The 26,824-nt window shown below is 68.1% G+C and carries 20 protein-coding genes; 14 read left to right on the plus strand and 6 right to left on the minus strand.

Annotated elements, in window-relative coordinates; translation table 11 throughout:
- Positions 1–134 precede the first annotated feature (134 nt).
- On the plus strand, positions 135–1,322 hold the full coding sequence (locus ON43_RS07050) for an aminotransferase-like domain-containing protein (protein ID WP_040805018.1): 1,188 nt from the start codon (positions 135–137) through the stop codon (positions 1,320–1,322).
- Positions 1,323–1,455: 133 nt separating this feature from the next.
- Here the strand turns inward: ON43_RS07050 and glpD are convergent, their stop codons facing one another.
- Positions 1,456–3,204, minus strand: coding sequence for a glycerol-3-phosphate dehydrogenase (glpD, locus tag ON43_RS07055; RefSeq protein WP_040805020.1), 1,749 nt, complete (start codon positions 3,202–3,204; stop codon positions 1,456–1,458).
- Positions 3,205–3,285: 81 nt separating this feature from the next.
- On the opposite strand from glpD, the gene glpK reads away from it, so the two are divergent.
- Together glpK and ON43_RS07065 are read left to right on the plus strand one after the other, a co-directional pair.
- A complete protein-coding gene (gene glpK / locus ON43_RS07060; protein WP_040805022.1) occupies positions 3,286–4,827 on the plus strand; it encodes a glycerol kinase GlpK in 1,542 nt (513 codons plus the stop codon).
- 79 nt (positions 4,828–4,906) lie between these two features.
- Positions 4,907–6,535: a YncE family protein gene (locus ON43_RS07065; protein WP_040805025.1), complete on the plus strand. Its 1,629-nt coding sequence runs from the start codon at positions 4,907–4,909 to the stop codon at positions 6,533–6,535.
- On the opposite strand, the gene ON43_RS07070 is transcribed toward ON43_RS07065, so the two are convergent.
- Positions 6,529–7,308, minus strand: a complete 780-nt coding sequence (locus ON43_RS07070) for a DNA-formamidopyrimidine glycosylase family protein (RefSeq protein WP_040805027.1) — start codon at positions 7,306–7,308, stop codon at positions 6,529–6,531. The genes ON43_RS07065 and ON43_RS07070 overlap by 7 nt on opposite strands.
- Before the next feature lie 6 nt (positions 7,309–7,314).
- Positions 7,315–11,922 carry an ATP-dependent helicase gene (locus tag ON43_RS07075; protein WP_040805028.1) on the minus strand — a complete coding sequence of 1,536 codons (4,608 nt, stop codon included), beginning with the start codon at positions 11,920–11,922 and terminating at the stop codon, positions 7,315–7,317.
- Positions 11,923–12,073: 151 nt separating this feature from the next.
- On the opposite strand from ON43_RS07075, the gene ON43_RS07080 reads away from it, so the two are divergent.
- Positions 12,074–12,616: a histidine phosphatase family protein gene (locus ON43_RS07080; RefSeq protein WP_040805032.1), complete on the plus strand. Its 543-nt coding sequence runs from the start codon at positions 12,074–12,076 to the stop codon at positions 12,614–12,616.
- On the opposite strand, the gene ON43_RS07085 is transcribed toward ON43_RS07080, so the two are convergent.
- Positions 12,570–13,259: a TetR/AcrR family transcriptional regulator gene (locus tag ON43_RS07085; RefSeq protein ID WP_063712500.1), complete on the minus strand. Its 690-nt coding sequence runs from the start codon at positions 13,257–13,259 to the stop codon at positions 12,570–12,572. The two genes, ON43_RS07080 and ON43_RS07085, sit on opposite strands and share 47 nt — an antisense overlap.
- Positions 13,260–13,328: 69 nt before the next feature.
- Here ON43_RS07085 and ON43_RS07090 point away from each other — a divergent pair, with 69 nt between their 5' ends.
- Positions 13,329–14,288, plus strand: a complete 960-nt coding sequence (locus ON43_RS07090) for a patatin-like phospholipase family protein (protein WP_040805049.1) — start codon at positions 13,329–13,331, stop codon at positions 14,286–14,288.
- Positions 14,285–15,130: an SDR family oxidoreductase gene (locus ON43_RS07095; RefSeq protein ID WP_040805035.1), complete on the plus strand. Its 846-nt coding sequence runs from the start codon at positions 14,285–14,287 to the stop codon at positions 15,128–15,130. Before ON43_RS07090 ends, ON43_RS07095 begins: the two co-directional genes overlap by 4 nt.
- Before the next feature lie 91 nt (positions 15,131–15,221).
- Here the strand turns inward: ON43_RS07095 and amaB are convergent, their stop codons facing one another.
- On the minus strand, positions 15,222–16,751 hold the full coding sequence (gene amaB / locus ON43_RS07100) for an L-piperidine-6-carboxylate dehydrogenase (RefSeq protein ID WP_051178074.1): 1,530 nt from the start codon (positions 16,749–16,751) through the stop codon (positions 15,222–15,224).
- A 58-nt stretch (positions 16,752–16,809) separates the two neighbouring features.
- Here amaB and ON43_RS07105 point away from each other — a divergent pair, with 58 nt between their 5' ends.
- The 6 genes from ON43_RS07105 (at position 16,810) to ON43_RS07130 (ending at position 23,133) form a co-directional block, all read left to right on the plus strand.
- Positions 16,810–17,262, plus strand: a complete 453-nt coding sequence (locus ON43_RS07105; RefSeq protein ID WP_033085113.1) for an Lrp/AsnC family transcriptional regulator — start codon at positions 16,810–16,812, stop codon at positions 17,260–17,262.
- 157 nt (positions 17,263–17,419) lie between these two features.
- Positions 17,420–18,715: an L-lysine 6-transaminase gene (lat, locus tag ON43_RS07110; RefSeq protein WP_040805055.1), complete on the plus strand. Its 1,296-nt coding sequence runs from the start codon at positions 17,420–17,422 to the stop codon at positions 18,713–18,715.
- 175 nt (positions 18,716–18,890) lie between these two features.
- Positions 18,891–20,078, plus strand: coding sequence for a YVTN family beta-propeller repeat protein (locus tag ON43_RS07115; RefSeq protein ID WP_040805058.1), 1,188 nt, complete (start codon positions 18,891–18,893; stop codon positions 20,076–20,078).
- A 240-nt stretch (positions 20,079–20,318) separates the two neighbouring features.
- Positions 20,319–21,956, plus strand: coding sequence for an acyl-CoA carboxylase subunit beta (locus tag ON43_RS07120; protein WP_040805039.1), 1,638 nt, complete (start codon positions 20,319–20,321; stop codon positions 21,954–21,956).
- Between the two features lie 211 nt (positions 21,957–22,167).
- A complete protein-coding gene (locus ON43_RS07125) occupies positions 22,168–22,485 on the plus strand; it encodes an acyl-CoA carboxylase subunit epsilon (protein WP_040805061.1) in 318 nt (105 codons plus the stop codon).
- A gap of 6 nt (positions 22,486–22,491) precedes the next feature.
- Positions 22,492–23,133, plus strand: a complete 642-nt coding sequence (locus ON43_RS07130) for a Maf family protein (protein WP_040805042.1) — start codon at positions 22,492–22,494, stop codon at positions 23,131–23,133.
- Here ON43_RS07130 and ON43_RS07135 read toward each other — a convergent pair.
- Positions 23,059–23,907, minus strand: coding sequence for a helix-turn-helix transcriptional regulator (locus ON43_RS07135; protein ID WP_083913211.1), 849 nt, complete (start codon positions 23,905–23,907; stop codon positions 23,059–23,061). The genes ON43_RS07130 and ON43_RS07135 overlap by 75 nt on opposite strands.
- Before the next feature lie 165 nt (positions 23,908–24,072).
- Here ON43_RS07135 and ON43_RS07140 point away from each other — a divergent pair, with 165 nt between their 5' ends.
- Together ON43_RS07140 and ON43_RS07145 are read left to right on the plus strand one after the other, a co-directional pair.
- Positions 24,073–24,972, plus strand: a complete 900-nt coding sequence (locus ON43_RS07140; protein WP_040805067.1) for a sulfurtransferase — start codon at positions 24,073–24,075, stop codon at positions 24,970–24,972.
- A gap of 196 nt (positions 24,973–25,168) precedes the next feature.
- Positions 25,169–26,824, plus strand: a 1,656-nt coding sequence (locus ON43_RS07145) for an ATP-binding protein (protein ID WP_040805046.1), incomplete at its 3' end; no start/stop codon positions are given.

Consider the following 26,824-nt stretch of genomic DNA (forward strand, 5'->3'; position numbering starts at 1 on the left):
TCGGTTGGATTCCGGCCAAAAGCACGCCGGAATGACGAGGTGATCCCATATCCTGGGAATGGGATTTCATATCCTGGTAACCGTGTGACATGGTGGAGTTTCGCATACCCCGGCGTTCCCTTCGGAGGTGTTCCATGTCCGCGACCTTCCCGCCCCTCGCACGTCGCCTCGACGGCCTGCAGAGCTCGGCGATCCGTGATCTGCTCAAGCTCACCTCGCGCGCGGACATCATCAGCCTTGCCGGAGGTTTGCCCGACGCCGAGTTGATGCCCCGCGACCGCATCGCCGCGGCCGCCGACGCCGCGCTGTCGCAGCGCTCCCGGCTGCAGTACACCGAATCGCCCGGCTGGGGTCCGCTGCGCGAGGTGCTGGCCGCCCGCGAATCCGGTCGCCTGGGCCGCCCGGTGCCGGTCGAGGAGATCTTCGTGACCCACGGCTCCCAGCAGGCGCTCTCGCTGCTGTCGGAGGTGTTGCTCGACCCGGGTGCGCTGGTGGTGGTCGAGGATCCCGCGTATGTCGGTGCGCTGCAGGTCTTCCGGGCCGCCGGTGCGCGAATCACGGCCGTGCCCCTGGATTCCGACGGCATGCGCCTGGACGCCCTGCGTGCCCTGCTGGAGGCCGGTGAGCGCCCCGCCGTCGTGCACACCGTCAGCAACTTCCACAATCCCGGCGGCGTCACCCTGAGCCCGGAACGGCGTCGCGAACTCGCGAATCTCGCCGAACAGTACGGCTTCTGGATCATCGAGGACGACCCGTACGGCGAACTCTGGTTCGACCGCCCCTCGCCCGCGCCGGTGGCGACCTACTCGCCCAACGTGATCCGCCTCTCCAGCGCCTCCAAGATCCTGGCCCCCACCCTGCGCGCCGGCTGGATGATCGCCCCCGTCCAGGTCTGCCGCGCCGTCGAACTCCTCAAGCAGGGCGCCGACCTGTGCGGCTCCGCCCTCACCCAGCAGATCACCGCCGACCTCCTAGCCGACACCGATTGGCTTGCCGCCCACATCGATTCGGTCCGCCAGGTCTACGGCACCCGAGCCAAGACCCTCGTCAACGCCGTCCGCACCCGCTTCGGCGACGCCGTCACCACCACCGAAGCCTCCGGCGGCATGTTCGTCTGGGCCGACTTCACCGACGGCACCGACACCCAAACCCTCCTCCCACAGGCCTTGGAAGCGGGTGTCGCCTACGTCCCCGGCAACGCCTTCGCCGTCTCCACCGACTACACCCACTCCATCCGCCTCTGCTTCACCACCTCCGACGAGGCGACCCTGGTGGAGGCTGTCGCACGCCTCGCCAAATCGCACGGGGCGGGCCCGGCCTAGGGCTTTCGGCCGAAGGCTCCCCCGTCATTCCGGCGCGCTTTTGGCCGGAATCCACCTCTCGCTGTGGATCCCGGCCAAAGGCACGCCGGGATGACGAGCTGCGCCTCGGCGGGGTATCGAGTGCCGGTGGCGCTCAGACCGATTCGGGCTGGTTGATCGGGACCGGGTCGAGGACTTCGCGGCGGGCCTCGGGGGCTTCGAGGCGGAGGGCGTCGGCGGAGGCGTCGTCGGGTTGGGTTTGGGATTCGATTTCGGCTTTGACGCGGGCGTTGTAGACGGCGACTTCGCGGTCGATGTCGGCCTCGGACCAGCCGAGGACGGGGGCGACCAGGCGGGCGATCTCGTCGGCGGAATCGACTCCGCGGTGGGCGTATTCGATGGAGATGCGGGTGCGGCGGGCCATGATGTCGTCGAGGTGCAGGGCGGCCTCCGCGGCGGCGGCGTAGACGGCCTCGACGCGCAGGTAGCCGGGGGAATCCGTGATCGGTTGCAGCAGATCGGGTTTGCCGTCGGCCAGGGACAGCACCTCGTCGATGAGGGAGCCGTAGCGGTTGAGCAGGTGCTGGATTCGGTACGGGTGGACGCCGTATTTCTCGGCCAGGTGCGGGGTCTGGTTCATCAGGGCGTGATAGCCGTCCGCGCCCAGCAGCGGCACCTTCTCGGTGATGGTGGGCGGGACGCGGCGCGGAATGTCCTGTGCCGCTTCGTCGACCGCGTCGTAGGCCATGACGCGGTAGGTGGTGTACTTGCCGCCCGCGATGGCGACCAGGCCGGGCGCGATGCGGGCCACCGCGTGCTCGCGCGACAGCTTGGAGGTCTGGTCGCTCTCCCCGGCGAGCAGCGGGCGCAGGCCCGCGTAGACGCCGGTGATGTCGGCGTGGGTGAGCGGGGTGACCAGCACCTTGTTGATGTGTTCGAGCAGATAGTCGATGTCGTTCTTGGTGGCGGCCGGGTGCGCGAGGTCGAGGTTCCAGTCGGTGTCGGTGGTGCCGATGATCCAGTGATCGGTGCTCCACGCGATCACGAACAGCACCGACTTCTCGGTGCGCAGGATGAGCGAGGTGTCGCTGGCGATACGGTCGCGGGGGACCACGATATGCACACCCTTGGACGCTCGCACATGGAATCGACCGCGTTGATGCGCGAGCGACTGCAGTTCGTCGGTCCAGACGCCGGTGGCATTGATGATCACGCTGCCGCGCACCTCGGTGGTGCGGCCGTCCTCGCTGTCGCGCACCTTCACCCCGACCACCCGGTCCGCCTCCTTGAGGAAGCCGACGACCTGCGTGGAGGTTCGGATGACCGCACCGTAGTGGGCGGCGGTGCGGGCCACCGTCATGGTGTGGCGGGCATCGTCCACCACCGTGTCGTAGTAGTTCACGCCGCCGGTCAGGGCGTCACGCTTGAGGCCGGGGGCCTGGCGCAGCGCCGCCGAGCGGGTCAGATGATGCTGTCCGGGAACGGATTTCGCGCCGCCCATGGTGTCGTACATGACCAGGCCGGCCGTCACGTACGGGCGTTCCCAGCCGTAGTGGGTGAGCGGGTAGAGGAACTTGAGCGGCTTCACCAGGTGCGGGGCCAGCGTGGACAGCGCCAGTTCGCGCTCCTTGAGGGCCTCGCGGACCAGCCCGAATTCCATCATCTCCAGGTAGCGCAGGCCGCCGTGGAACATCTTCGAGGAACGGCTGGAGGTGCCCGAGGCCAGGTCGCGGGCCTCCACCAGGGCGACCTCCAGGCCGCGGGTGGCGGCGTCCAGGGCGATGCCCGCGCCGACCACGCCGCCGCCGATCACGATGACGTCGAAGGATTCCTTGCCGAGCCGCGCCCAGTCAGCCTCGCGCTGCTCGGGGCCGAGAAACTGCGATCGGGATTGCTTCGTCATGCGAGACTCCTCCGGGCTACTTTTCGGCTACCGAGGGCAACGGTACCCACAGTAGCCTGTGGCTTCGGTTAGCCTCGATCGATGCGTCGCTATGTGGCCGCCATCGATCAGGGCACGACCTCGAGTCGTTGCATCGTCTTCGATCATCAGGGCCGAATCGCCGGAGTCGCCCAGCGGGAACACGAACAGATCTTCCCGCGACCGGGATGGGTCGAGCACGATCCCGAATCCATCTGGCGCAATACCGAATTGGTGATCGCCCAGGCCCTGCGCGGCTGCGGTATCGGACCCGCCGAGGTGGCCGCGGCGGGTGTCACCAACCAGCGCGAGACCACCGTGGTGTGGGACCGTGCCACCGGCAAACCCGTCTACAACGCCATCGTCTGGCAGGACACCCGCACCGCCGAACTCACCGAACAGCTCGCCGGTGACCAGGGGCCCAACCGCTACGCCGACCGCACCGGCCTGCCGCTGTCCACCTACTTCGCCGGGCCCAAACTGCGCTGGATCCTCGACAATGTGCCCGGCGTCCGGGAGCGCGCCGAGGCCGGGGAGCTGTGTTTCGGCACCATCGACAGCTGGATCCTGTGGAAGCTGACCGGCCTGCACATCACCGACGTCACCAATGCCTCGCGCACCATGCTGATGGATCTGCGCACCCTGCAATGGGATCCGGAGATCTGCGCCGAATTCGGCGTACCCCTCTCGATGCTGCCCGAAATCCGCAGCAGCTCCGAGGTTTACGGCGACATCACCACCGGCGCACTGGCCGGCGTCCCCGTCGCCGGCATCCTCGGCGACCAGCAGGCCGCCACCTTCGGCCAGGCCTGCCTCTCGCCCGGCGACACCAAGAACACCTACGGCACCGGCAATTTCATGCTCATGAACACCGGCACCACCCCCGTCTTCAGCGAACACGGCCTGCTCACCACCGTCTGCTACCGCCTCGGCGACCAGCCCGCCGTCTACGCCCTCGAAGGCTCCATCGCCGTCACCGGCTCCCTGGTCCAATGGCTCCGCGACAACCTCGGCATCATCTCCTCCGCCGACGAAATCGAACCCCTCGCCCGCACTGTCCCCGACAACGGCGGCGCCTACATAGTCCCCGCCTTCTCCGGATTGTTCGCTCCCCGCTGGCGCCCCGACGCGCGCGGCGTCGTAGCGGGCCTCACCCGCTTCGTCAACAAGGGCCACCTGGCCCGAGCGGTCTTGGAGGCCACGGCCTTCCAAACCCGCGAAGTCATCGACGCCATGCGGGCCGACTCCGAAGCCCAGCACCTGGACGTCGAAAAGGTGACCCTGAAAGTCGACGGCGGCATGGTCGTGAACGAACTCCTCATGCAGTTCCAATCGGACATCCTCGACGCCCCCGTAGTCCGCCCGGTAGTCACCGAAACCACCGCCCTCGGCGCCGCCTACGCAGCCGGCCTGGCCGTCGGCTTCTGGACCTCCACCGACGACATCCGAGCCAACTGGTCCGAAGACAAACGCTGGACCCCCTCCATGTCCGCCCCCGACCGCGACCACCTCATGCACGAATGGAACAAGGCTGTAGACCGCACCTACAACTGGGTCGAATCCGACTCCGCGACCAGGAAATCCGCGGTCTCCGCCGATAGCTGATTCCCGGCGCACCACTGCATCTCGATTCGCGTCCCCTCCGGACGGTGGCTATGGTCGCTGCGATGAACGGAGGGGGCCGATGAATCAGCCACGGTACGCAGCGCAGCCGCTCGGATCCGCGTACGGAGCGTTGACGGCGAGCGTTGTCGCCGATGCGGGTTCGGCGCTGCGGCTGAGCCGCGCCATGGCGCTGGCCCGGTGGCGGTCACCGGCCGGGCTGGGATTCATGGCGGCGATCCCGCTGATTCTCATGTCCCGCCGTATTTTCGAGGTCGTCTCCGCCGCAAGCCGCTCGGACACTTGGATTCTCGACCTGGTGGGCGTGTACTTCGGCTTGCTGGCGGTCACGATCGTCATGGGCGTGCTGCTCACCGCGGTGGCTTTGCTGCGACGCAATCGGGGCGTCGTGCTGTACGCGTCGCCGGGAGCCACGATGACGGCGCGCTACCAGCGGGATTCGCTGGAACTCGGATTGGCGAGCGGACCGATCGTCATCGCCTACACGGACATCAAAGAACTCTTCGCCATCGGCGGTTCGGTGTTCCTCCGCTGGCGCGGCTCACGCGGTTTGGCGCTGCCCCGAGAGTTGTTCCCGGACACGGCACTCCAGCTCATGGGTCGTGGACTGCGCAGCCCAGCGCAGCGGAAACGAACGGTCGTCATCGCTGCGGTGACAGCTTCGGTACTTGTAGTGTCCGGCGCGGCGCTGTGCGCGTTGTCGCTGCTACACAGTGGTGGTCGTTCCGACGCCGTCGCCCTCCGCAAGAGCATCCCCGCCGATTTCACCACCACCGCGGTCGCTGTCAACGCCAACGTCGCGTACGTGGCCGGCTTCGACGGCAAGGTTCGGATCGTCGACCTGTCCACGGGGACAGTGAACGCGGTTATTCCGGTCGGCGAGAACCCCTTCGGCATCGCGTTCGATCCCGCGACACGATCGTTGTACGTGGCCAACGATCCGACCGTGGGGCACAACGGCAAGATCACCGTGATCGATACCGAAGCGAAGGTCGTCCGAGCCACCATTCCGTTTGCTTCGGGCGTATGGACGCTCGCGATCGACCCGGCAATGCACCGTCTCTATGCCATCGAGGTAATTCCGAAGTCACGGAACGCGGTCGCGGTCATAGATACCGGATCGAACACGGTCATCGGCGAGATACCGGTGAGTACGGCCGCCAAAGATATCGTGGTCGATCCGCGTACCCATCTCGTCTACGTCGGATCCGAAGACTCCGAACCGATTCAGGTGATCGATCCGGCGAGCATGAAGGTCACCACGACCATCCCGTTCGGCGATCGCGTCCGCGGCTTGGCGGTTGACCCCGAGACCCACTCCCTGGTGGCGATCGGCGACGAGGTCCACAGCACCGGGGACCAACCACGGATCCTGAAGATCATCGACACCGTGACGAACACGGTCCGGGGAAGCACCATGTTGTTGGCGCCGATGGCGTGGGGAGTCGCGGTCGATCCCGACTTCCACAAGGCATACGTAGTCGAGCAAGACGTCTCCCGCCCAATCGACGACCCGAAACGAAACTACGAATCGATGCGGGTGGTCGATACCAGAAGTGGGGCGGTCACCTCGTCGGTGACCATCGCGTCCGGAAAGGACACCGAGGCGGAAGAGGGATTAGCGGTCGACCCGCTCAGCCACCGCATCGTCGTCGCCGACACGCGACGGCTTCATGTGCTCTCCTACTGAGCCGGATCGGCAGGGCGAGGCTGGCAGCGGGGACAGAAGTAGATGCCTCGGTCGGATCGGGTGGCGTGGGCTTCGTCGGCTAGGAGGTGGACGACGAGGTTGGTGCCGCACCGGGGGCAGGGGCGGCGTTGGCGGCCGTAAGCCAGTGCGCGCCAGGGAGGTTGGTGGGCTGCCTTGGTGAGGATGCGGTGGGCTTCGTCGACCAGGCCGGGGAGGTCGTCGAGTTCGCCTACGGGAGTCGCCGGGTGGATTTTGCGGAGGAAGCAGATTTCGCTGCGGTAGATGTTGCCTATGCCTGCGAGGTTGGTTTGGTCGAGGAGGGCCAGGCCTATCGGCTGGGTGGGGTCGGAGGAGAGGCGTCGGACTGCTTCGGCGGCATCCCAGTTCGGGCCGAGGAGGTCAGGGCCCAGGTGGTCTGTTGCTGTGTGCTCGTCGGGGCGACGGAGGACTTCGACCAGGCCGAGGGAGAAGCCTACGGCTTCGGAGTCGGCGGTGGCGAGGATCAGGCGGGCGGTGAAACCCGGCTTGGTCCAGCGCTGGCCAGGGCTGTACACCCGCCATTCGCCCTCCATTTTGAGGTGGGTGTGGATGGACAGTTCCGGGGTGCGGATGAAGAGGTGTTTGCCGTAGGTGCCGACGCTTTCGACTTGCTGGCCCTTCAGGTCGAGGGTGGCATATCGGGGCACGCGGAAGTCGCTGCGGGTGAGGGGCTTGCCCGCCAGGGCTTTTCGGAGGCGGGCAGCGGTGAGGTAGACGGTGTCGCCCTCAGGCATGGGGGCTCACGGGCGGCCTCGGAGACGGAAGCCCTTGGGGGTGGGGGCGAATCCGGCGTCGGTCAGGAAGCCCGCGAAGGTGTTGCCGTGCACGGATTCGCCGTTCACGCGGTCGATGACGAGGGAGTCCACGCGGCGGTCGTGGACCAGGGCGGCGAGGGCGGTGGCGGCTGCGGTGCGGACGGCCGGATCCTCGGTGAAGGTGAGCAGCGTCTTGCCGCCGCGTTCCAGGTACAGCGCTAGTTCGCCTTCGACGAGGACGACCAGGGCACCCGCCTTGCGGCCCGGCCGATGGCCCACACCTTCCGCGGCGGCCTTGGGCCAGGGAAGGGCCGCGCCATACGGATTCGCGGGGTCGCACGCGGCCAACGCCATCGCATTGCCGACCGGCTCGGAGCCGAACGAGTCCGCGGCGCAGGTGCGGTCGGTGTCGAAGGAGCGGAGGCGGTCGACCACGTCGGTGGTCGAGAATTGGGCACCGCCTAGGGAATCGACGAAGTAGCCGCGGCGGCAGCGGCCGCGGTCCTCGAATTCGGTGAGGACGCGGTACATGAGGGCGAAGCCGCCGGGGACGCCCTCGCTCTGGACCGAGCCTCGGGTGAGGACGCCGTAGCGTTCCAGGAGGATGTCGGCGGTGGCGTGGGCACGGATCGTGTTGTCGGCAATACGTTCCGGTAGCAGCGACCAGCGGCCCGCGACCTGAGGGGAGCTGGTCCGGGCGGGCATTCCGGTGCGCGGCAGATACATTCGGCCGCGCGGTGCCCGGCGGGGGGTGCGGTGCGCGGTGGTGGTGCGGGTGGTGCCTGCCAGGAGGGCGCGGACCGGGGCGAAGGTGTCGCCGCCGATGTGCCCGGCCCACACCAGATCCCAGAGGGCCGAGGTCACGGCCGCCTCGTCCTCTGAGTCGGCGGAATCCAGCAGCTGGCGGAAGAAGTACGCACCGCCGGTGCTGCCGGGCACGACCTGGTATTCGCCCTTCGGCAGTGCAGCCGTATCCGCGGTGCCGCCGATCACGGTGGCCCCCAAGGTCGTCAGCAGTCCGATGTGCCGCTCGGTCAGGTCGATATCATCCGGCGGCGGCAGCGTCAGCCCGGCCTGTTCGGCCGGATGCAGTGCGATCCAGCCGTCCTTGGCGGTGATGGACCCGTGCCCGGACCAGATCACCTCGCCGGTGGCCATGAGCTCGTCGAGCAGGGCGGGGGAGTAGTCGCGCACCCGCAGCGGCAGGATCAGCGATTCCCAGGCCGACGCCGGAATCGGCACGCCCGCAAGCTGTTCCACCACCGCCGCGACGCCATCCACCCCGCGCAACTCACCGGTCCCGACATGCTGCCAGGACGGCAGGAACCGGCCCAGTGCGGCGGTCGCCACCGGTTCGACCTCCTTGCGAGCGGCGGCCAGCGACCGGCGGCGCAGGCGGCGCAGCACCTCGCTGTCACACCACTCGGAACCCACCGAGCCGGGCGTGAATTCGCCTTCCACCACCCGCTTCTCGACTCCGAGGCGATGCAGCGCGGTGGCAGCCACGGCCGGTCCGAGTCCGAACCGGTGCGCGACCCGGGTCAGGGTGAACGGCCCGTGCGTGCGTGCATACCGCCCGATGAGATCGCCAAGCGGATCGGCGACGGGCTCGATGAACGCCGCCGGAACCCCGATCGGCAACGGCACCCCCAGCGCGTCCCGCAACCGCGAGGCATCCTCGATGGCCACCCACCACCGCGACCCCGCGAACGAAACCTCCAGCGCCCGATGCGCTTTCACCAGCTCCGCGAACCATTCCCTCGGATCGGCCTGGCACCGCTCATCAGCTTCCTCGGCCGTGATCGGCCCGAGCAGCCGCAGCAGATCGGCCAGCCCCTCGATATCCCGCGCCTGCCGTTCGGGCGTGAGCCGCTGCAATTCCCGCTCGGTCTGCTCCAGGACGGCCGCGTCCAGCAGCTCGCGCAGCTCCACCCGCCCGAGCAACTCCGCCAGCAGACTGGAATCCAACGACAGTGCCGCAGCCCGCCGTTCGGCCAGCGGACTGTCGCCCTCGTACATGAACTGCCCGATGTAATCGAACAGCAGCGAGTTCGCGAACGGCGACGGCGCGGCCGTCTCCACCTCCACCAGCCGAATCTGCCGCCGCGCCACCCGGCCCAGCAGCTCCCGCAGCGACGGCAGGTCGTACACGTCCTGCAGGCATTCGCGCACGGTCTCCAACAGAATCGGGAACTCCGGGAACTTGCGCGCCACATCCAGCAGCTGCGCCGCCCGTTGCCGCTGCTGCCACAACGGCGCCCGCTTGCCCGGATCGCGGCGCGGCAACAACAGCGCCCGCGCCGCACACTCCCGGAACCGCGACGCGAAAAGCGCCGAGCCCCCGACCTGTTCGGTCACCAGATCATCGATCTCGTCGGTCTCGAACACGAACAATTCCGCCCCCGGCGGATCATCGGTCGTATCCGGCAGCCGCACCACGATCCCGTCATCCGACGGCGTCGGCGCGGCATCCACCCCGAACCGCTCCCGCAGCCGAGCCGCCACCGCCAATGCCCACGGCGCATGCACCGGCAGCCCGTACGGCGAATGCAAGACGACCCGCCAGTCGCCCAGTTCGTCCCGGAACCGCTCGACCATCAGCGTCCGATCCGTCGGCAGCTGTCCCGTGGCCTCCCGCTGCTCGCTGAGCAGCGCCACCAGGTTCGCGGTCGCGTTCTCGTCCAATCCGCCCTGCAGCGCGACGGTTTCGACCTCGGAGTCCTTCGACTTCTTGTTCTTCTCGAGCTCCTGCCCGGCATGCCGCACGAATTCGCCGAGCGCCGCACCCAATTCGGCGGGGCGGCCGAGGGAGTCGCCGTGCCAGAAGGGGAGTCGGCCCGGCAGCCCGAACGCGGGCGTCACCAGCACCCGGTCGAAGGTGATCTCCTCGATGCGCCAGCTGGTCGCGCCGAGGGCGAAGACATCGCCCACCCGCGACTCGTACACCATCTCTTCGTCGAGTTCGCCTACGCGGGAAGCCTTCTCGCCGACCATGAACACGGGGAACAGTCCACGATCGGGAATCGCGCCGCCCGAGGTCACCGCCAGTCGCTGCGCGCCGGGGCGGCCGGTGAGCGTGCCCGCGTCGCGATCCCAGACGATGCGGGGACGGAGTTCGGCGAACTCATCGGAGGGGTAACGGCCCGCCAGCAGATCGAGGACGGACTCATAGGCCGAACGGGGCAGCGCCGCATAGCTTCCCGTGCCGCGCACCGTCTCGAACCAGGCGTCCGCGTCGATCGGCTCCAGCGCGCAGGCCGCCACGGTCTGCTGGGCGAGGATATCGAGGGGATGCGCGGGCACCTGCAGTTCCTCGATCTGCCCGGCCGTCATGCGCATGGACGCCACCGCGCAGTGAATGACATCGGTCCGGTGCTTGGGGAAGATGACGCCGCGCGAGATCTCACCCACCTGATGCCCGGCGCGTCCGACCCGCTGCAGGCCCGAGGCCACCGACGGCGGGGCTTCCACCTGTACCACCAGCTCGACAGCACCCATATCGATGCCGAGCTCGAGGCTGCTGGTGGCCACCACGCACCGCAGCCGCCCGCTCTTGAGATCATCCTCGATGAGCGCCCGCTGCTCCTTGCTCACCGACCCGTGGTGCGCCCGCGCCAAAAGCGTTGTCGCCCCGTGGATCACCTCGGTCGACGCCCCCAGCTGCGCGGGCGGCTTGTGGTCGAGGTCCACCGCCTCCCCGATGCGCGCCGCGTACGCCTCGTTCAACCGCGCCGTGAGCCGCTCCGAGAGCCGCCGCGAATTCGCGAACACGATCGAGGACCGGTGCTCGAGCACCAGATCCACGATCGCCTCGTCCACATGCGGCCAGATCGAGCCGGGCTGATCCGAATCCTCCCCGCCCGCATCGGGTTCGGTCATATCCGCCACCGGCACCCGCACCGACAGGTCGAAGGTCTTGGGTGCGGGCGGCGACACAATGGTGATCGGCGCGCTCCCGACCAGGAACCGCCCCACCTCCTGCGGCGGCCGCACCGTCGCCGACAGCCCGATCCGCTGCGCCGGGCGTTCGGTCAGCAGATCCAGCCGGGCCAGGGAAAGCGCAAGGTGCGCACCGCGTTTGGACCCCGCGATGGCGTGCACCTCGTCCACGATCACCGTGTGCACCCCGCTCAGCGTCTCCCGCGCCGCCGAGGTCAGCATGAGGAACAGCGACTCCGGCGTGGTGATCAGAATGTCCGGCGGCGTGCGCTGCATGGTCCGGCGGTCCGCCGCACTGGTATCGCCCGACCGCACTCCCACCCGAATCTCGGGCGCGTCCACCCCCAGCCGCTTGGCCGTCTGCGTGATCCCCACCAGCGGCGCGCGCAGATTCCGCTCGACATCCACCGCCAGCGCCTTCAGCGGCGAGATATAGAGCACCGACGTCTTACGCGGCCCCGTCATCGGCTCGCGGTTCGCCAGCCGATCGATCGCCCACAGAAACGCCGAGAGCGTCTTACCCGACCCGGTCGGCGCTACCACCAATGTGTGCTGCCCCGCCGCAATCGATTCCCAGGCCCCCAACTGCGCGGCCGTGGGCGCGGGGAACGCACCATCGAACCACTCTCTGGTAGCGGGGGAGAACCGATCCATGGCCCCAGTCTGCACCCGACCACCGACAGATCCAGCCACCCGGCCCCCAACCGGTCGGTTCCCCTAACTGTCCGATTTCCGGGTTCCCCGGGCACAGCGAAGACCAGGCAATCGTGCAACACCCCAGGTCCCCGCGCGTAGGCTTCGGACCGTGCAGAAGGTGCTCCGGCTCGACTTGGTCAGTCACGGCATGACCGAGGCGATGCGCAAGGCACGATTCCCCGTTGACGAACCGCTCACCGAATCAGGTCGCCGAGCGGTCTCCGCGTGCGGCCGATTGAACGCCGCCCGGGTCGTCACCGCCCCCGAGCGCCGCACCGTCGAGACCGCCGCCATCATGGGCCTGATGGGCGACGAGGACGACCGACTACGCGACCTCGACGCCGGCGCCTGGCGCGGCGGCGAGCTCATGTCCGTCCCGAAGGAAGACCTCTACCTCTGGCTCACGGATCCCGGCTACCGCGGCCACGGCGGCGAGGCGGTCGTCGATGTCATCGAGCGCACCGGCGAATGGCTGGCCGATATCGCCCTCGACGGCGAACCCACCATCGCCATCACCCATCCGGCCGTCATCCGCGCGGCCCTGCTGGTCACCCTCGACGCGCCCGCGAAGTCGTTCTGGCGCATAGACGTTCCCCCGGTCAGCGTCACCCGGCTGCACTATCGCGGCGAATGGACGCTGCATTTTTGTTGAAATCGACACCGCCGTTGAAATCGATACCGCCATTGAATCCGACACCGCCGTTGAATCCGCCGCTCAGCAGTGCGCGCACGGTATCGGTCACCAGCCGCGCCGACAGGCTCGGATCCAGGGCCCGCTGAATGCCCAGTCCCACGCCGAGACTCAGCACCGCGGTCGCGGCGTCCTCGGCGGACAGCGGCAGTTCCAGGTCCATGGAATCGGCGAGCGCCTGCAACTGGGTGGCGATGGTGCCGCGCACCAGGCTCCAGCCGGACACCAGTTCCGCCCGCAGCGCCGGATCGTCGCGGGCCACGATGGCGAACTCGAATTCCAGCATGGTCCAGCCGACATCGCCGAGCGTGCGCTCGGCCCAGCCCTGGAGGCGGTCGAGCCGGGCCTCGAGGGTGTCCCCGCTGGTGACCAGCTCGCTCACCTCTTCGAACTTGGTCTCGTGGATGAGCGTCAGCACCTCGAGGCACAGCGCCGACTTGGTCTTGAAGTTCGAATAGACCGCGCCCTTGGAGTACCCGGCCTCCTCCGCGACCCGGTCCAGGCTGGTCTTGGCATACCCGTCGGACAGGAACATGTCGCGCGCGGTGGCGAGCAGGTCCGCGCGGGTGCGGGCCTGGCTCTCGGTCCTGGTGAGTCGTGCCATGGCCACGATTCTATGTACTCGAAGATTTGGAATACCGGCGGTATGTGAATACTGCTAGTGTTCGAAACCATGAGTAACAGGAAAGGGTCACAGCGACGTGGCCTGGCCATCGGCTGCGGTGGCACGGTCGGCATGGCCTGGATCGTCGCCGCGCTGGCCGCGGTGCAGGACGTCCTGGACTGGGATCCGCGCACCGCCGACGTCATGATCGGCACCTCGGCGGGCGCGGAAACGCTGACCATGCTAGGCAGTGGCATCGGCGTGGACGACCTGGTCGCCATGCAGCGCGGCACCACCACGAATCCGATCCTCACCGCCCATATGCGTTCGGAGCCCGGGCGATTCCCGCCGCTGCCGCGCCCACGCCTGGGCGCGCCGGGCCGCGCGGTCCGGGAACTGCTGGCCCGCCCCGGCAATGGTCACGCCCTGCTCACCGCGGGGAGCGGGTTGCTGCCGCAGGGGGGTGGCGACCCGGCCTGGCTCCAGCGCTTGGCCGAGCGACTGAATCCCGGCCGTGAATGGGTCGAGCATCCGGCGACCTGGCTGGTGTCCATGGACAATGCCACCGGCGAGCGCGTCGCCTTCGGCTCCCCGTCGGCTCCGGACGCGAATCTCGGTGCGGCCCTTCGGGCTTCGTGGGCGGTGCCCGGCTGGTTCCCGGCCGTGGAGATCGCGGGCCGCCACTTCATCGACGGCGGCGCGGCCTCCACCGCCTCGGTCGACCTGCTCATCCCGGCCGAGCTGGACGAGGTCGTGGTGATCGCCCCGATGGCCTCCACCGGCCGCCTGCCCGTCACCGGCGCGGGCCACTTCCTCGAGCGCCAGCTGCGAAACCGCATGAGCGAGAAGCTCGATGCCGAGATCGCCCTGCTGCGCGCCACCGGCGTCAAGGTGCTGCGTCTCGACGCCACCGCCGAGGACCTCGCGGTCATGGGCCCCAATTTCATGGACGGCCGCCGCCGTCTCGCCACCTTCGAACACAGCCTGGGCAGCATCCGCCGCCAGGTCGAGCAGGGAGTCTTCGCATGAGCATCCTCGGAAACAACTACCCGGCAATCGATCTCAACGGCGCGCGGGTGCTCATCACCGGCGCGGGCCGCGGCATCGGCCAGTGCACCGCCGAGCTGTTCGCGAGCAAGGGCGCGGAGGTCGCCATCGCCGATGTGGACACCGCCGCCGCCCAGGCCGCCGCGGCCGCCTTGGGGGCCAAGGCCTTCGAGCTCGATGTGCGCGATCGCGGGCAGTGGGACAAGGTCGTCGCCGACTTCGGCGGCATCGACATCCTGGTGAACAATGCCGGTGTCATGCCCGCCGGAGCCTTCCTCGATGAGCCGGATGCCGTGGGCCACACCACCATCGACGTCAATGTGTGGGGCCTCATCCACGGCATGCGCGCCGTCGTCCCCGGCATGATCGACCGCGGCCACGGCCACGTCGTGAACGTCGCCTCGCTGGCGGGCAAGATCCCGATCGCGGGCCTGGCCGTCTACAACGCCAGCAAGTTCGCCGCCGTGGGCCTGTCCGCCGCAACGCGTCTGGAGTTCGCCCCGCACGGGGTCAGCGTCAGCTGCGTCATGCCCTCGGCCGTGCGCACCCGCCTGTCCTCGGGCCTGAGCCTGGGCGGCGGCATGCCGACAGTGGATCCCGAGGACGTCGCCGCGTCCATCCTGGCCACGGTGCGCACCCGCCGCGCCGAGGTCGCCGTCCCGAACTACCTGGGCCCCATCGATGTCGCCCTGGCCGCCGCCCCGGAACCCGCGGTGCGCCTGGTGCGCAGGCTCTTCAACGGCGACCGCGCCCTGCACCCCGCGGACGAGAAGGTGCGGGCCGCGTATGAGGCGCAGGTCCGCTCCATCGCCTCCGAGGACTGAGTGCGCGCCGGTCATTCCGGCGCGCTTTTGGCCGGAATCCACCCTGCTGCTGTGGATCCCGGCCAAAAGCATGCCGGGATGACGGGGTTGGCTACTCGAACCGAATCCCTTGGGCCAAAGGCAGTTCGGTGGAGTAGTTGACGGTGTTGGTGGCCCGGCGCATGTACGCCTTCCAGGAATCCGACCCGGATTCCCGGCCGCCGCCCGTCTGCTTCTCACCGCCGAACGCCCCGCCGATCTCGGCCCCCGAGGTGCCGATATTGACATTGGCGATGCCACAGTCCGACCCGTCCGCGGCCAGGAACCGCTCCGCCTCGCGCTGATCCCGAGTGAAGATCGACGACGAAAGCCCCTGCGGCACCGCGTTGTGCATCTCGATGGCGGCCTCGAGATCGTGATAGGTGAGCACGTAGAGGATCGGCGCGAAGGTCTCCTCCCGCACCACCGCGGTCTGCGCGGGCATGCGCACCACGGCCGGGCGGACGTAGAAGGCGTCCTCGCCCGGCCCCTCGATACGCTCGCCACCGCAGACCAGCTCGCCTCCGTCGGCCAGCGCCCGGTCCAGTGCCGCCCGCATGCCGTCGAAGGCGCGCTCATTGACGAGCGGCCCGACGAGAACGCCTTCCTCGAGCGGATTACCCACGCGCAGCTGTCGATACGCAGCCGAAATCCGATCCAGCAGCGGCCCTGCGACATCCACGTGCGTGATCAGCCGTCGCAGCGTGGTGCAGCGCTGGCCCGCCGTGCCCGCGGCGGCGAAAACGATTCCGCGCGTGGCCAATTCCAGATCCGCCGAGGGCGTCACGATGGCGGCGTTATTGCCGCCGAGTTCCAGCAGGCAGCGCCCGAACCGCGCCGCCACCCGCGGCGCGACCTGCTGCCCCATCCGCACCGACCCGGTCGCGCTCACCAGCGCCACCCGCGGATCGTCCACCAGCTGTTCACCGACGGCCGCCGTGCCCTGAATCAGCTGGTGCACTTCGGGATCCGCGCCCACATCCAGCGCGGCCCGCCGCAACAGCTCATGACACGCCACCGCCGTCAACGGCGTCGTCTCCGATGGCTTCCACACCACCGTGTCCCCGCACACCAGCGCGATGGCGGTATTCCACGCCCACACTGCGACCGGGAAATTGAACGCCGAGATCACCCCGACCACACCGAGCGGATGCCAGGTCTCCATGAGCCGATGCCCCGGCCGCTCCGACGGCATGGTCTTCCCGTACAGCTGCCGCGAGAGCCCGATGGCGAACTCGCAGACATCGATCATCTCCTGGACCTCGCCGCGCGCCTCCGGCCCGATCTTGCCCGCCTCCAGCGTGACCAGTTCGCCCAGATCGTCCAGGTGCTCGGTGAGCTGTGCCGCCAGCCGTCGCACCACCGCCGCCCGCTGCGGCGCGGGCACGGTCCGCCAGCTCCGGAAGGCGGTGTCGGCGCGCGCGATGGCGGCGTCCACCTCGGCGGACGTGCTGGCGCGCAGCGTCATCAGCTCGCCGCCGGTGATCGGGGTGCGCGCGGGAAGTTCACCGGGGGCGGGCGGTTCGACGCCCAGCCGTCGCAGTACGTTCTCCGCGCGCTCACGTAGCTCACGGCTGGCCAGGTCTGACAGTGCGTGACTCATTACATGCTCCAGGTTGGGTTCCGGCACCGAGTTCGGTTCGCTGCGTTAGCCTTCGCTGATGGCGGATACACCGGCGAAACCCGTACTCGACGACATCGATCGACTGCTGATCCGTGAGCTGATTGCCGATGGTCGCGCCACCCTGTCCAATCTGGCGGAGAAGGCCAACCTTTCGGTGTCCGCGGTGCAGTCACGGGTGCGGCGGCTGGAGGCGCGGGGCGTGATTCGCGGATACACGGCGAACGTCGATCCCGAGGCGCTGGGGCAGATGCTCTCCGCATTCGTCGCGATCACTCCTCTCGATCCGTCCCAGCCCGATGACGCTCCCGCACTGCTGCAGCACATTCCGGGCATCGAGGCGTGTCACTCGGTGGCCGGCGATGAGAGCTACATGCTGATGGTGCGGGTGGCCTCGCCCAGGCACCTCGAGCAACTGCTCCAGGAGATCCGCGCGACTGCCAATGTGCGAACGCGTAGCACCATCATCCTGCAGACATTCTATGACAAGTAGGCCACGGACCCGGGCAAGTAGGCCGCAGACATTCGGGTGACGACACGGTTACGAGCGTAATAGTTCCTGAACTTACGGGCGTAGCCGTAAAAATTCATTTACGCTGAGTGGCGTGACCCTCGGACTCGATCGGCTCGGGGCGGCAGCCGAAACCACACTGGTCACCCCCGCCCGGGTGCACGAGATCCTGGCCGCGAGCATTCTCGCCGACGGCTTCGACCTCGTTCTCGATCTGCGCAAGTCGCGCGGACGCCGACTCGTGGATGCCCGCGACGGCACCGCGTACCTCGACATGTTCGGCTTCTTCGCCTCCAACACGCTCGGCATGAACCATCCGGCGCTGCTGGGCGACAAGCACTTCCTGGCCAATCTCACCGCCGCGGCGCTCAACAAGCCCAGCAACTCCGACATCTACACCGTCGAAATGGCGCGCTTCGTGGACACTTTCGCGCGTGTGCTGGGCGATCCGCGGCTGCCGCACCTGTTCTTCATCGACGGCGGTGGCCTGGCGGTCGAGAACGCGCTCAAGACGGCCTTCGACTGGAAATCCCGCCACAACGAAATGCACGGGCGCCCAGCCGAACTCGGCACCAAGGTGCTGCACCTGACCGGGGCCTTCCACGGCCGCACCGGCTACACGCTCTCGCTCACCAACACCGATCCGGTCAAGACCGCGCGCTTCCCGAAGTTCGACTGGCCGCGCATCGACACTCCGTACACCGGACCCGATCACCCCGATATCGAGGCCGCCGAGGCGCACGCCCTCGACCAGGCCCGCCGCGCCTTCGCCGAAAACCCGCACGACATAGCGTGTTTCATTGCCGAGCCGATTCAGGGCGAGGGCGGCGACCGGCATCTGCGCCCGGAATTCCTGCGCGCGATCCAGGAGCTGTGTCACGCCAACGACGCGCTGTTCATTCTCGACGAGGTGCAGACCGGCGTCGGCATGACCGGCACTGTGTGGGCCTACCAGCAGCTCGGCCTGGAACCCGACATCGTCGCGTTCGGCAAGAAGACCCAGGTCTGCGGCATCATGGCCGGCGGCCGCGTGGACGAGGTGCCCGACAATGTCTTCCACGTCAGCTCACGCCTGAACTCCACCTGGGGCGGCAATCTGGCCGATATGGTCCGGGCCCGGCGCGTCTTCGAGGTCATGGAGCACGAGGACCTGGTGGCCCGCGCCCGCGAGCTCGGCCCGCACCTGCTCGCCCGGCTGACCGAATTGTCCAGCGCCCATGCGGAAGTCACCGATCCGCGCGGCCGCGGGCTCATGTGCGCGATCACCCTGGCGACCCCGGAGCTGCGCAACGAGGTGGTGACCCGGCTGCGCGAGGACGAGCGCATTCTGATCCTCGGCACCGGCGACCGCGGCATCCGATTCCGCCCGCCGCTGACGGTAACCAAGGCGGAACTGGACGAGGCCGTGGACGCCCTCGAGCGCGTATTGCGTTGAGCCGCAACCCGGACCGCGCCGGTCCGGGTTGCCCGCATTAACTGATTAGTGGCTATTGCCCGAACCGCGTGGCGCGGTGAGACACTCCGTGAACCCGCCGCGAACCGCCATGTCGCCGCCTACTATTCGACGACATGTCAGCTCACCGCAATGCCGTCATGGCACGGTGCATTCCGTGATCGCGCGCCGTGCACGTCTGGGTCTGATTCTCTCCGCCGTGATGCTGGCCGGTTGCTCAGGTGGTCAATCCGGTCCGGCCTCGCAGTCGTCCACGCCCTCCTCGACCCCCGCGAACGCCTCGCCCGCCGCCGAGGCGCCGAACCTGCTGCCCGGCATGCCGCCCCCGCTCTCGCCCGCCGACGTCTACGCCGCCACCCGCGAACTGAGCCCGGCCGTGGCCGATCAGCCCACCCGTGTCTACGTCCCCAACAGCGAGTCCAACACCATCACCGTCATCGACCCGGACAGCTTCCAGGTCATCGACACCTTCCCGTCCGGCGGCCGCGAGCCCCAGCACGTCGTCCCGTCCTACGACCTGCAGATGCTCTACGCCAACAACGACCTCCCCATCGGCAGCGGCAGCCTGCTGCCCATCGATCCGCGCACCGGCCGGCCCGGCGACCCCATCCCCGTCCGCGACCCGTACAACATGTACTTCACCCCGGACGGCAAGTACGCCCTCGTGGTCGCCGAGGCCGACCGCTCGCTGGACCTCTACGACCCGCACAGCTGGCAGAAGCTGCACGACATCGCGGTCCCCGACTGCCCCGGCGTCAATCACATGGACTTCACCGCCGACGGCCGGACCGCCTTGGTCAGCTGCGAGTTCAGCGGCCGGATGGCCGTCGTCGACATCGCGAACCTGGCCCTGCTGCGCATGATCGACCTGCCCGGCGGCCGCTCCGGCATGCCGCAGGACGTGAAGCTCTCACCCGACGGCAAGACCTTCTACGTCGCCGACATGATGGCCGACGGCATCTACGTCTTCGACGCCAAGACCTTCGACAACACCGGATTCCTCGAGACCGGCGCGGGCACCCACGGCCTCTACGTCACCCGCGACTCCAAGCAGATGCTCATCACCAATCGCAAGGAAGGCAGCATCTCGCTCTGGGATTTCGCGACCGGCAAGCTCGTCAACAAGTGGCACCTGCCCGGCGGCGGCAGCCCGGATATGGGCAATCTCTCCGCCGACGGCCGCGTCTTCTGGGTCTCGGGCCGCCATCACGGCGAGGTCTACGCCATCGACATTGTGGAGTGGAAACTGTTGGCCCGCATACCCGTCGGCCGCGGCGCGCACGGTCTGACCATCTGGCCCCAGCCCGGCCGCTACTCGACCGGCCACACGGGCGTCATGCGGTGAGTCCACATGGATGTCATGCGGTGAGTCCGGACACGGCGTGCGCCGAGTGTGGACCCCGCCAAAAGCTGGTCCCGATGACTGGGGAGATTTGCTATTGAACATTGTTCGAGTCGGGATCGTATATGACCCGAATAGCGCCATCTACCTGGGGTTTTCTACTGGCAGGCAGCCAATAACCATACTCACGAGTAGCCCCGTCTGGATTACATAAGGCCTCTGATACTGGTTACACTCCCCGTCATGACGAGTGTCCAGCAGCAGCCTTCGCCGGGTTCGGCAGGTGCCCCAGATATCCACACCACTGCCGGCAAGCTGGCTGACCTGCGCAATCGGCTGGAAGAGGCCAAGCACCCGATGGGTGAGGCCGCGGTCGACAAGGTGCACGCCAAGGGCAAGATGACCGCGCGCGAGCGCATCCTCGCCCTGCTGGACGAGGGCTCGTTCGTCGAACTCGATGCGCTGGCCCGGCACCGCAGCGTGAACTTCGGCCTGGAGAACCAGCGTCCGCTGGGCGACGGCGTGGTCACCGGCTACGGCACCATCGACGGCCGCGACGTCTGCATCTTCTCCCAGGACGTCACCGTCTTCGGCGGCTCGCTCGGCGAGGTCTACGGCGAGAAGATCGTCAAGGTCATGGATCTGGCGCTGCGCACCGGCCGCCCGCTCATCGGCATCAATGAGGGCGCGGGCGCGCGCATCCAGGAAGGCGTTGTCTCCCTGGGTCTTTACGGTGAGATCTTCCACCGCAATATCCAGGCCTCGGGCGTCATCCCGCAGATCTCGCTGATCATGGGCCCGGCCGCGGGCGGTCACGTGTACTCGCCCGCGCTGACCGACTTCGTGGTCATGGTCGACCAGACCTCGCAGATGTTCGTCACCGGTCCCGACGTCATCAAGACCGTCACCGGCGAGGAAGTCACCATGGAGGAGCTGGGCGGCGCCCACACCCACATGGTCAAGTCCGGTGTCGCGCACTACGTGGCCTCCGGCGAGCAGGACGCCCTGGACTACGTCCGCGATCTGCTGAGCTACCTGCCCAGCAACAACCGCGCCGAGGCCCCGCGCTTCCCGGCCACCGCCGCCGCGGGCGCCATCGAGGAGAACCTCACCGAGGCCGACCTCGAGCTGGACACCATCGTCCCGGACTCGCCGAACCAGCCCTACGACATGCACGAGGTCATCAAGCGCCTGGTGGACGACGAGGAGTTCCTCGAGGTCCAGGCCGAGCGCGCGATGAACGTGATCGTCGGCTTCGCCCGGATCGACGGCCGCAGCGTGGGTTTCGTGGCCAACCAGCCCTCGCAGTTCGCGGGCTGCCTGGACATCGACGCCTCGGAGAAGGCCGCGCGCTTCGTGCGCACCTGCGACGCCTTCAATGTCCCGATCATCACCCTGGTCGACGTGCCCGGCTTCCTGCCCGGCACCGGCCAGGAATACAACGGCATCATCCGCCGCGGCGCGAAGCTGCTCTACGCCTACGGTGAGGCCACTGTGGGCAAGATCACAATCATCACCCGCAAGGCCTACGGCGGCGCGTACGACGTCATGGGTTCCAAGCACATGGGCGCCGATGTGAACCTGGCGTGGCCGACCGCTCAGATCGCGGTCATGGGTGCGTCCGGGGCGGTCGGTTTCGTCTACCGCAAGCAGCTGCAGCAGGCCGCCGCCGAGGGCAGCGACGTCGATGCCCTGCGCCTCGAGCTGCAGAACGAGTACGAGGACACCCTCGTCAACCCGTACGTGGCGGCCGAGCGCGGCTATGTGGACGCGGTCATTCCGCCGTCGCACACCCGCGGTCAGATCGTGTCGGCGCTGCGGCTGCTGGAGCGAAAGATGGTCTCCATGCCGCCGAAGAAGCACGGCAACATTCCGCTCTGATAATGCGATATGCGCGGTATGGGGCGCACACTGTCCATTAGGACAAACGACTCGTACCGCGCACGATCGCCTCATCCGAGCAAAGATGTTCAGGAATGACCCTCGCTGTCGGGGGTTGTATCGAATACCGTTTGCGTCCCGGAACGCATGCTCCGGCCGCGAACACGCCGCCCCGCGGCGAACGGACAGGAGGACTGGCGCTGTGACGACCATGGCCGATGAAGAAGTACTGCGCGCCGCCGAACTGGATCTAGCCGGTGTCGATGAGATCGCGGACGCTGTCGAGAAGGCCGTCGCCGAAGTCGAACCGCCGAGCACCGAACCGGTCATCCGGGTCCTGAAGGGCAACCCGACCGACCTCGAGCTCGCCGCACTGCTCACCGTGTTCGCCGCCGCGTCGGCGAGCGCCGCCGCCGCACCGGCCGACAACGGCCCGGCCGACCACTGGGGTCGCCCGACCCTGTCGCACCGCGGCACTTCGCCCTTCTCTCCCTACGCTTTCCCGGCGCTCTCGCATCTGCGCGACTGACGGCACGTGACCGTCTTCGTACTGGCGTCCCAATCGCCGGCCCGGCTCGGCGTCCTGCGCAACGCGGGCGTCGAACCGGTGGTCCGGGTCTCCCATGTGGACGAGGACGCCATCGCCGCGGCCCTGCCCGCCGATACCGCGCCCGATCGGGTGGTGATCGAGCTGGCCCGCGCCAAGGCCCGGGAGATCGCCGGTCAGCTGGCGGCCGATCCGGCCTTCGCCGATTCCGTTGTGGTGGGCTGCGATTCGATGCTGTTGGTAGACGGCGTGCTGCAGGGCAAACCGCTGACCCCCGAGGTGGCGCGCACCCGCTGGGCCGAGATGGCCGGGCGCAGTGCGGATCTGCTCACCGGGCACAGCGTGCTGCGGCTCCGCGACGGCGAGATCGCCGGCGAGGCGGCCGATTGCAGTTCCACCACAGTGCATTTCGCCAAGCCGGAACCCGAGGAACTCGACGCGTACATCGCGACGGGGGAGCCCTTGCAGGTGGCCGGGTCCTTCACCCTGGACGGGCTGGGCGGCTGGTTCGTGGACCGCATCGACGGTGATCCGTCGAGCGTGATCGGTATCGGGCTACCGCTGGTTCGTCGACTGCTTGCCGAGGTGGGCGTCGGCATTGCGCAGCTGTGGGTCGGTGGCCGCGCGTAACTGCGGCTCTGTGGCACTGCGCAACTGGGGTTCGGTCGTGGTGCGCAATTGCGGCGCGATGCGACTGGTCGCCGGGGCTAATCGGGGCTCGCCGGAATCGGCGGGCTGATCCTCCTCGCGCACGGCCTCGCCGGTGCGCCCGCGCAGCAGTTCCAGCCGCGCCACGCACAGTTCGGGTTCCACGAACGGGTGCAGGCGCACGTTCACGCTCTCGCGACCGCCGTTGCGGTCCAGCACTTCTCGCATGAGCCCCAGGTGCACGCCGCACACCACCTCGGAGTGGGTGCGGGCCAGTTCGCGCAGCGGGCAGGCGGTCATGCGGATGAGCGCCGATTCCTCGGTCTCACTGGCGTGGTCGCGTTCGGGGGCGAAGCCGAGCTCCGACATGAGGGTGACGGTGAGGTCCTTGGCGTCCTCGAGCGATTCGACCGGCTGATCGGCCGCTTCCAGTTTCGCGCCCCAGGTGCGCCCGGCCGAGATGGCGGCGTCGGAGCGGCGGCGCGGGTCGCTGCCCAGCTGGTCGGCCAGCACCTGAGCCAATTCCTGATAACCGACCGATCGCTGTACCGCGGTGTAGCCGATGCGGGGGCGGCCGCGGCCGCGCGGCGGCTGCTGGAATTGGCGGACCAGGGATTCCCGGGTGAGGACGTCCAAATGGAAACGAACCGTAGTCACATGCTGGCCGGTGACGCGCGCCAGTTCCTGGGCGTCGAGAGGCTCGCTGGCGCCACGTAGGATCGCAAGCAGTCGCCGTCGCGGCCAAGAATCGGACATAGCTCACCCCTCCTCTCGAGAGACTTTATCGGATGAAGCTGCGATTAATTCGCCCAATCATCCGATTCGTGATCTGAAACGAGTTTCGTATCCACCACATGCCTACGATCGGTGTCGAGATTCGAACCGCCAATACCTAACCCACCACGCGTGAAGGACCACAACGTGCCCGTCGCTCCGGATCCGCATCAATCGTTCGGCTCCTACGCACATCCTCACCGACTAGTAACCACAGAGTGGCTGTCGGCAAACATCGGCACGCCCGGACTCAAGATCGTCGAGTCCAACGAAGACATATTGCTATACGACATCGGCCATGTCCCGGGTGCCATCAAGATCGACTGGCGTTCCGAGCTGATCGATCCTCGTACCCGCGATGTCGTCGACGGCGCGGCTTTCGCCAACCTTATGCGTGCCAAGGGCATCGAGCGCGACGACACCGTGGTGATTTACGGCGACAAATCCAACGGCACCGCGGCCGCCACCCTGTGGGTGTTCTCCCTCTTCGGACATGAGGACGTGCGCCTGCTGGACGGCGGCCGCGACGCCTGGATCTCCGAGGCCCGCGACACCACCTTCGAGGTGCCCGCCGCCGGGCTCGGCGAGTACCCGGTCGTCGACCGTGACGACAAGACCGCGCGCGCCTTCCGGCACGACGTGCTCGCGCACCTGGGCGGCCCGCTCGTCGACTCGCGCGCCTTCGAGGAGTACACCGGCGAACTGGTGGTGCTGGACCGCCCGGAGGAGCAGGCGCTGCGCGCGGGCCACATCCCGACCGCGATCAATATCCCGTGGACCTCTTCGGTCGGCGCGGATGCCCGCTTCCGCCCGCGCGCCGAACTGGACGTCATCTACGGCGCGGTCGCCGAGGGTGTCGCGCCCCTGGTCTACTCGCGCATCGGCGAGCGCTCCGCGCTGACCTGGTTCGTGCTCACGTACCTGCTGGGCGTGTACGGCGTCCGCAACTACGACGGCTCCTGGACCGAGTGGGCCAACGCCGTGGGCGCCCCCATCGTGATCGGGCAAGAGCCGGGCGCGGTCCCCGTGTCCATGGCAAGCTCGTAACGTTCGGGCCCCTCCCTGATGATTCATTGAGGGGTCGCATCGGAGTCTGGTAGAACAGGTTCTAAAAACGAGGGTCCCGAGAGTCGAATTGCTCACTCTTCGGGCTTACTCTCTAGTAGCCCTATCCCCTTTCGGGCTTTGTTGGCACGATGCCTACAATCCCGACTGACGAAAAATCCAGAGCACAGGAGGCTCAGTGCCCAACCATGCCAACGCGCAGATCACGAAGGTCCTCGTAGCCAACCGAGGCGAGATCGCCGTGCGCGTGATCCGGGCTGCCAAGGACGCCGGGATCGCCAGCGTCGCCGTGTACGCCGAGCCGGACGCCGATGCGCCGTTCGTGAAGCTCGCGGACGAGGCCTTCGCGCTGGGTGGCCAGACCTCGGCCGAGTCGTACCTGGTGTTCGACAAGATCCTCGACGCCGCCGCCAAGGCCGGCGCCGACGCGATCCACCCCGGGTACGGGTTCCTCTCGGAGAACGCCGATTTCGCCCAGGCCGTGCTCGACGCGGGCCTGATCTGGATCGGCCCGTCGCCGCAGTCCATCCGGGATCTGGGGGACAAGGTCACCGCCCGCCACATCGCCGAGCGCGCCAAGGCGCCCATGGCCGCGGGCACCAAGGACCCGGTCAAGAACGCCGACGAGGTCGTCGCGTTCGCCAAGGAGTACGGGGTGCCGGTGGCGATCAAGGCCGCCTTCGGTGGTGGTGGCCGCGGCATGAAGGTCGCCCACACCATCGAGGAGATCCCGGAGCTGTTCGAGTCCGCGACGCGTGAGGCCGTGGCCGCGTTCGGTCGTGGGGAGTGCTTCGTGGAGCAGTACCTGGACAAGGCCCGCCACGTCGAGGCGCAGGTCATCGCCGACAAGCACGGCAATGTGGTGGTCGCGGGTACCCGGGACTGCTCGCTGCAGCGCCGCTTCCAGAAGCTGGTCGAGGAAGCCCCGGCCCCGTTCCTCTCGGACGAGGTGCGCTCCAAGATCCACGAGTCCGCGAAGCGGATCTGCCGCGAGGCCGGGTACTACGGTGCGGGCACCGTGGAGTACCTGGTACAGGGCGAGACCGTGTCGTTCCTGGAGGTGAACACCCGTCTGCAGGTCGAGCACCCGGTCACCGAGGAGACCGCCGGCATCGATCTGGTGCGTCAGCAGTTCCGCATCGCCGAGGGCCACGAACTGTCCATCAAGGAAGACCCGACCCCGCGCGGGCATTCCTTCGAGTTCCGTATCAACGGTGAGGACGCCGGTCGCGGCTTCCTCCCGGCGCCCGGTCCGGTCGTCGTGTACAAGGAGCCTGCGGGCCCGGGTGTGCGCGTGGATTCCGGTGTCGTCGAAGGCAGCGTCATCGGTGGCCAGTTCGACTCGATGCTGGCCAAGCTGATCGTGACCGGCGAGACCCGCGAGCAGGCGTTGCAGCGGGCCGCGCGTGCCTTGGCGGAGTACGAGATCGAGGGTCTGGCCACGGTCATCCCGTTCCACCGCCACATCGTGGAGAATCCGGCGTTCGTCGGTGACGGCACCAAGTTCGACGTCTACACCAAGTGGATCGAGAACGAGTGGGACAACCCGATCCAGCCCTACACCGGTGCCCAGCCGATCGAGGACGAGGACGAGGCGCCGCGGCAGAAGGTGGTCGTCGAGGTCGGCGGTCGTCGCCTGGAAGTCTCGCTGCCGGGCCAGTTCTCCGTCGGCGCGGCCGCCTCGGCCAACGGTGCGGGTGTGGTGCGCAAGAAGCCGAAGCCGCGCAAGCGTGGCGGTGCCTCCGGTGGCGCGGCCTCCGGTGACGCCGTGACCGCGCCCATGCAGGGCACCGTCGTCAAGGTTGCCGTCGAAGAGGGCCAGACCGTCGAGGCG

The sequence above is a fragment of the Nocardia concava NBRC 100430 genome (genome assembly GCF_000308815.1).
Taxonomy (GTDB): Bacteria; Actinomycetota; Actinomycetes; order Mycobacteriales; family Mycobacteriaceae; genus Nocardia; species Nocardia concava.

Coding starts and splice junctions, on each gene's coding strand:
- glpK (WP_040805022.1), top strand. CDS start 3,286: ATGCGTCGCTATGTGGCCGCCATCGATCAGGGCACGACCTCGAGTCGT.
- glpD (WP_040805020.1), bottom strand. CDS start 3,204: ATGACGAAGCAATCCCGATCGCAGTTTCTCGGCCCCGAGCAGCGCGAG.
- ON43_RS07125 (WP_040805061.1), top strand. CDS start 22,168: ATGGCCGATGAAGAAGTACTGCGCGCCGCCGAACTGGATCTAGCCGGT.
- ON43_RS07085 (WP_063712500.1), bottom strand. CDS start 13,259: ATGGCACGACTCACCAGGACCGAGAGCCAGGCCCGCACCCGCGCGGAC.
- ON43_RS07095 (WP_040805035.1), top strand. CDS start 14,285: ATGAGCATCCTCGGAAACAACTACCCGGCAATCGATCTCAACGGCGCG.
- ON43_RS07120 (WP_040805039.1), top strand. CDS start 20,319: ATGACGAGTGTCCAGCAGCAGCCTTCGCCGGGTTCGGCAGGTGCCCCA.
- ON43_RS07065 (WP_040805025.1), top strand. CDS start 4,907: ATGAATCAGCCACGGTACGCAGCGCAGCCGCTCGGATCCGCGTACGGA.
- ON43_RS07090 (WP_040805049.1), top strand. CDS start 13,329: ATGAGTAACAGGAAAGGGTCACAGCGACGTGGCCTGGCCATCGGCTGC.
- ON43_RS07135 (WP_083913211.1), bottom strand. CDS start 23,907: ATGTCCGATTCTTGGCCGCGACGGCGACTGCTTGCGATCCTACGTGGC.
- amaB (WP_051178074.1), bottom strand. CDS start 16,751: ATGAGTCACGCACTGTCAGACCTGGCCAGCCGTGAGCTACGTGAGCGC.
- ON43_RS07070 (WP_040805027.1), bottom strand. CDS start 7,308: ATGCCTGAGGGCGACACCGTCTACCTCACCGCTGCCCGCCTCCGAAAA.
- ON43_RS07075 (WP_040805028.1), bottom strand. CDS start 11,922: ATGGATCGGTTCTCCCCCGCTACCAGAGAGTGGTTCGATGGTGCGTTC.
- ON43_RS07050 (WP_040805018.1), top strand. CDS start 135: ATGTCCGCGACCTTCCCGCCCCTCGCACGTCGCCTCGACGGCCTGCAG.
- ON43_RS07105 (WP_033085113.1), top strand. CDS start 16,810: ATGGCGGATACACCGGCGAAACCCGTACTCGACGACATCGATCGACTG.